This is a genomic window from Mesorhizobium sp. M1A.F.Ca.IN.020.03.2.1, from assembly GCF_004023205.1.
GTDB lineage: Bacteria > Pseudomonadota > Alphaproteobacteria > Rhizobiales > Rhizobiaceae > Mesorhizobium.
This window is the reverse complement of the sequence record NZ_RZSV01000324.1, coordinates 1-4,797: the sequence shown is the minus strand read 5'-3', so window position 1 is coordinate 4,797 and position 4,797 is coordinate 1. Positions and strand designations below refer to the sequence as shown.

Annotated in this window: 5 protein-coding genes; 1 reads left to right on the top strand and 4 read right to left on the bottom strand. The window is 62.5% G+C overall.

Features of this window, described 5'->3' with window-relative positions; genetic code table 11:
- Nucleotides 1–53 precede the first annotated feature (53 nt).
- A complete protein-coding gene (locus tag EOA79_RS29615; RefSeq protein WP_095825408.1) occupies nucleotides 54–1,874 on the bottom strand; it encodes an extracellular solute-binding protein in 1,821 nt (606 codons plus the stop codon).
- 285 nt (nucleotides 1,875–2,159) lie between these two features.
- Here EOA79_RS29615 and EOA79_RS29610 point away from each other — a divergent pair, with 285 nt between their 5' ends.
- Entirely contained in the window at nucleotides 2,160–2,789 is a 630-nt protein-coding gene (locus EOA79_RS29610) for an invasion associated locus B family protein (protein WP_095777677.1), read from the top strand.
- Between the two features lie 78 nt (nucleotides 2,790–2,867).
- On the opposite strand, the gene hspQ is transcribed toward EOA79_RS29610, so the two are convergent.
- The 3 genes from hspQ to EOA79_RS33270 all read right to left on the bottom strand — a co-directional run.
- On the bottom strand, nucleotides 2,868–3,191 hold the full coding sequence (gene hspQ / locus EOA79_RS29605) for a heat shock protein HspQ (RefSeq protein WP_066989816.1): 324 nt from the start codon (nucleotides 3,189–3,191) through the stop codon (nucleotides 2,868–2,870).
- A 225-nt stretch (nucleotides 3,192–3,416) separates the two neighbouring features.
- Nucleotides 3,417–4,628: a UbiH/UbiF family hydroxylase gene (locus EOA79_RS29600; protein WP_245322432.1), complete on the bottom strand. Its 1,212-nt coding sequence runs from the start codon at nucleotides 4,626–4,628 to the stop codon at nucleotides 3,417–3,419.
- Nucleotides 4,598–4,797 (bottom strand): hypothetical protein (locus tag EOA79_RS33270; protein WP_206639287.1); only part of this gene is annotated, 200 nt, incomplete at its 5' end. The genes EOA79_RS33270 and EOA79_RS29600, both read right to left, overlap by 31 nt.

Genomic DNA, 4,797 nt, shown 5'->3' with positions numbered 1-4,797 from the left:
CTCCGCGCTCATGCTCGTCTCCTTGCTTGGTCGGTGTCAGGCGGGGGATCGCGTCAGTTGGGCTTTCGCCACCATGTCGGCAGCTGATAGCCGAATATGGGCGTCTTTTGCGGATGTTCCAGGTAGCTCCAGTAAGCCAGCCACTGCTGCGTGTTGTATTGCATGGGCACCATGTAGTTGCCCGATATCAGCAGCCGATCGAGAACGCGCACCGCAGCGACATAGTCTTCCTTCGTGCGGGCATTCAGCATCGCGTTGATCGCCGCGTCGACCGCGGGATCGGCGACGCCGGCCAGGTTGAATGAACCCTCCTGCTTGGCGGCGACGGATCCCCAGCGCCCCACCTGCTCGCTGCCGGGCGAGAGCGAATTGTTGAAACCGCTTGTGCCGATCAGCACCTCGAAGTCGAAGCGCTGCTTGCGCGACTGGATTTGATCGCCGTCGAGGCCGCGGATGGTTACATCGATGCCGATCTTCTCCAGCGTGCGCTGATAGAGAGCCGCAAGCCGCTCCTCGTCCTGCGATGACGTCATGATCTCGAAGCCGAACGGATTGCCTTCAGGGTCGACCATCCGGCCGTCCTCTACGTGATAGCCAGCGCTTTTCAGGAGCTCGAAAGCCGCTCGCAGCACCTTGCGGTCCTGGCCGGAGCCGTCGGTGACCGGCGGCCGCCAGGTGCCGTCCATCACCTCGGCAGGGACGCGACCGGGGTAGGGGGCAAGCAGCGCCTTCTCCCGGTCGTCGGCGGGATGGCCGAGCGCGGACAGCTCGGAGTTCTGCCAGAAGCTCATGGTGCGATTGAACTTGCCGGCGAACAGGTTTTTGTTGGCCCATTCGAAGTCGTAGAGCATGCCGAGGGCGCGCCGCACGACCGGATTGGAAAACTTCGGCAGCCTGGTGTTGAACAGGAAGCCCGTCACCACGGGCGGAATACCGGTGTTGAAATATTCCTGCTTCACATCACCCTTGCGAAAGGCCGGGAAGTCGATATCGCGGTCGCGCTTGACCGGATCGGTCTCGTCGTCGAGGGCGCAGATGCCTTTCTTGAACGCTTCCGTCTTGGCGTTGGCGTTGAGGAAATACTCGATGGTGATCTGGTTGAAATTGTCGAAGCCGCGCTTAGATGGGATGTCCTTGCCCCAATAATTGGGATTGCGCTTGAACACGATGCGCTGTCCAGGCTGCACCTTGTCCACGGTATAGGGGCCGCTGCCGATCAGCGGCTTCAGCGAGGTCTTGTCGAAGGTCTCCTTGTCGAAGGCGTGCTTGGGGATGATCGGCGTCAGCGCGACGATCAGCGGAAATTCGCGATTGGCCTTTTCGTTGAAGGTGAACTTCACGCTGTGGTCGCCGGTCTTCTCCAGCCTGGCGATCATGCTCATGCGATCGCTGTAAGGCGGGCGGCCCTTGTCTTTGAACACATCGTAGGTGAACAGCACGTCCTCCGGCGTCACCGGCTGGCCGTCCGACCATTTGGCATTGGGATCGAGGTGGAACTCGATGCTCTTGCGATCCGGGTCCATGTCGGCGCTGTCGGCGAGCAGGCCGTAGAGGCTGAAGGGCTCGTTGTAGTTGCGCTGCATCAACGGCTCGAAGACCAGGTTGCCGTAGACCGTGTCGATCATGCCGCGCGCGGTGGTGCGCAGGCTCTTCAGGATGAAGGGGTTGAGATTGTCGAAACTGCCGACGACGCAATAGGTGACGCTGCCGCCCTTCGGCGCGTCGGGATTGACGTAGTCGAAATGTGTATAGTCCGCAGGCAGCGCCGGCTCGCCCTGCATGGCGATGCCGTGCTTCGGTTCCGACAAAGCCGGAAGCAGCGAGAGGGCCAGAAACGAGGTCGCGGCGATCAGCCGAACGAGAACGCGGTCCATGACCGTCTCCTTGCCGGGCAGCTTGGTGATTCGACATGCACCCTAGAGCATTTCGCTCCCCGATTGAATCGGCGCGCGCCGGTCGCTTGGGTTCAGTCGACGCATCGCCGATGAGGCCCGTCCAGGGCAGGAGAACGCGGCAAGAAAACGCGGAAACCGGGCTGGATTCGGCGCCGCTGGCAGTGTAACACGCGCTCCGAAGTCATGCTGTTGCCTCATTTGGGCAACAGGTAGCGGGACCACACGGCAGGAAGAAGCCGGTCCCCGGGATCATTTGAGAGGAAAGTGCACCATATGACGAGCAACGCGTATCGCCTTTCGGTGCTGGCCGCAGGCGTGGTCGGCGTTCTGGGCGCCGGGCTTTTCACCGCTTCCGCGCAGCAGCCGCCGCAGATTCCGCAGGGCTGGTTCAAGGCCTGCACCAAGCAGGAAGACGTCGATATCTGCAACGTGCAGAACATCGTCACGGCCGGCAATGGCCAGCTCGTCACCGGCGTCAGCCTGATCGAGCTCAAGGGCAAAGTGAACCGTAAGGTGTTCCAGGTGACGGTGCCGACCGGCCGTCTCGTTCCTCCGGGCATCGGCCTGCAGATCGATTCCGGCAAGGCGCAGAAGCTCGACTATGTGATCTGCTTCCCGGATCGCTGCGTGGCCGAAGTGCCGCTGACCGACCAGCTTGTCGCGTCCTTCAAGAAGGGCCAGCAGATCACGCTCACCTCGGTCAATTTCCAAAACCAGCCGAACCCGATCAAGGTTGCGCTGACGGGCTTCAGCGGCGCCTATGACGGCCCGCCGCTGCAGCAGTCGGACATCGAGGACCGCCAAAAGAAACTGCAGGACTTTGTCGCCAAGAACAACCAGGACTTCGCCAAGAAGCTTAAGGAAGAGCAGGACAAGGCGAAGACCGCCAACTGATTGTTGGAGCGTTTCTCCAGCATGCTAAAAAGCGAGCGGGGCAGGCGCCCCGCTTTTTTATTGTCGCTTGTTCAGCCCTCAGTGTTTCGAGTGACCTTTCGGCTCGTAGCGCCCGTCGGGCAGCTTGTCGAACATCTCGCCGATCTGCGGGTGCCGCACCGGCTCGCCCGACCGGTCCTCGAGCAGGTTCTGCTCGGATACATAAGCGATGTACTCTGTCTCGGAGTTCTCGGCGAGAAGGTGATAGAAAGGCTGGTCCTTGCTTGGACGCATGTCCGCCGGGATCGCTTCATACCATTCTTCGGTGTTGGCGAATTGCGGATCGACGTCGAAGATCACGCCACGGAACGGAAACAGCCGGTGGCGAACAACTTGTCCGATCGCGAATTTGGCCGTCTTCATCGCACTCACCACTTCGGTCCCGAGGCGCCGCAGCGGCTTGCGCGCACAGGGCGCCTAAGGTCTTGAATCTACACGTCACGCGCTCAAAAATCGACCCCGACTTTCGGCTTGGTACGATTTGGCGCAGACGTTGCTCCAATGCAATGCTTTACCGACGCCCTGGCCACCAAGCTACCTATCGGCAGGCGCAATGCTCGGCCGAAAGCGGTAGTTTGCAAATGTGCCTCAGCGCGCGGCCTGTTTCCTGAAGCCGCCGGCGAGCGCCCGAAAACCGCTTCCCGGCCGCAGGCCTTCGCGCATGAAGAAGGCGCGCAGCGGCGCGAAGCTGCCCAGCACGTTGAGGCCGGCGCTGCGCGCAAGCTGCGCCGGGAGCATGTCGGACAGCAGTGACATGTTGAGCAAGTTCACCGCACTGCTGCGCGCCAGGATGTCCGGACGGCGCCGCGTGTCGTAGGCGGCAAGGCTCAGCCTCGACCCGGGATCGTCGCGATTTTCGCTGGCGATTCCAATTAGATCGTCGATATCCCTGATGCCGAGATTGAGGCCTTGTGCCCCGATCGGCGGGAAGACATGAGCAGCCTCGCCGACAAGCGCCACACGGTTTTGCGCGAACCGACCAGGCGAGGCCGCCGAAAGCGGGTAGACTTGGCGGCCGGGCTCGACCGAGACCCGGCCGAGCATGGACTGCATTTGCTCTTCGACCCGAACAGACAGCATGGCATCGTCGAGCGCGGCCAGTTCCTGTGCCGTTTCCGGCTTCACCACCCAGACGAGACTGGAGCGCTTGCCCGGCAGCGGCACCTGCGTGAACGGCCCGGTCTCGGTATGGAATTCAGTTGAGATGAAGCCATGCTCGCTGCGATGGCTGAAATTGAGAACGAGCGCCGACTGAGGATAGGGTCGGGCGGAGGCCCTGATGCCGGCGGCCTCGCGCGCCGGCGACAGGCGCCCGTCGGCGGCAACCGCCAGCGATGCCGAGACCTCACTGCCATCGGCGAGGCTCGCATGTGCGTGGTCGGCGTCGAGCCGCCAGGCATCGACCATCGACTTTCGCCACTCAATGCCGGGATTTGCGGCGACCTTCTTGGCAAGCACCGGGATCAGGATTTTGTTCGGCAGGTTGAGCCCGAACTGCTCCTCGCCGATTTCGCTGGCGCGGAAGGTGACGGTCGGGCTGCGGATCAGCCGGCGCGTTGCGTCGACGATGCGCATCATTTTCAGCGGCGCCGCCTGCGGTCTGAGTTCGTCCAGCACACCCAGCCGGTCGAGCACCTTGAGAGCAGGGTTCATAAGGGCGGTGGTGCGGCCATCGCCGCCGGCGGCCTCGGGGCCAGCCAACGTTACGGCAAAGCCTGCCTCGGCAAAGCCGAGTGTCGCGATCAGGCCGGCCGGGCCGCTGCCGGCGATCAATATGCGAACTTTGTCACTCTGCTCCACGCCAGGCTTCCATGTTGATGGCGGCCCGTCGGCCTGCATGCGGTATAGGGCAGATCGGCGGGCTTGATCAACGCGGCGATTCGGCCCATTCGATTGGCATGAGCGCCCAGGAGCACGATTTCCGCCATCTCGACCGCGCCGGCAACGCGGCTTTCGGCGCCGCGAATAG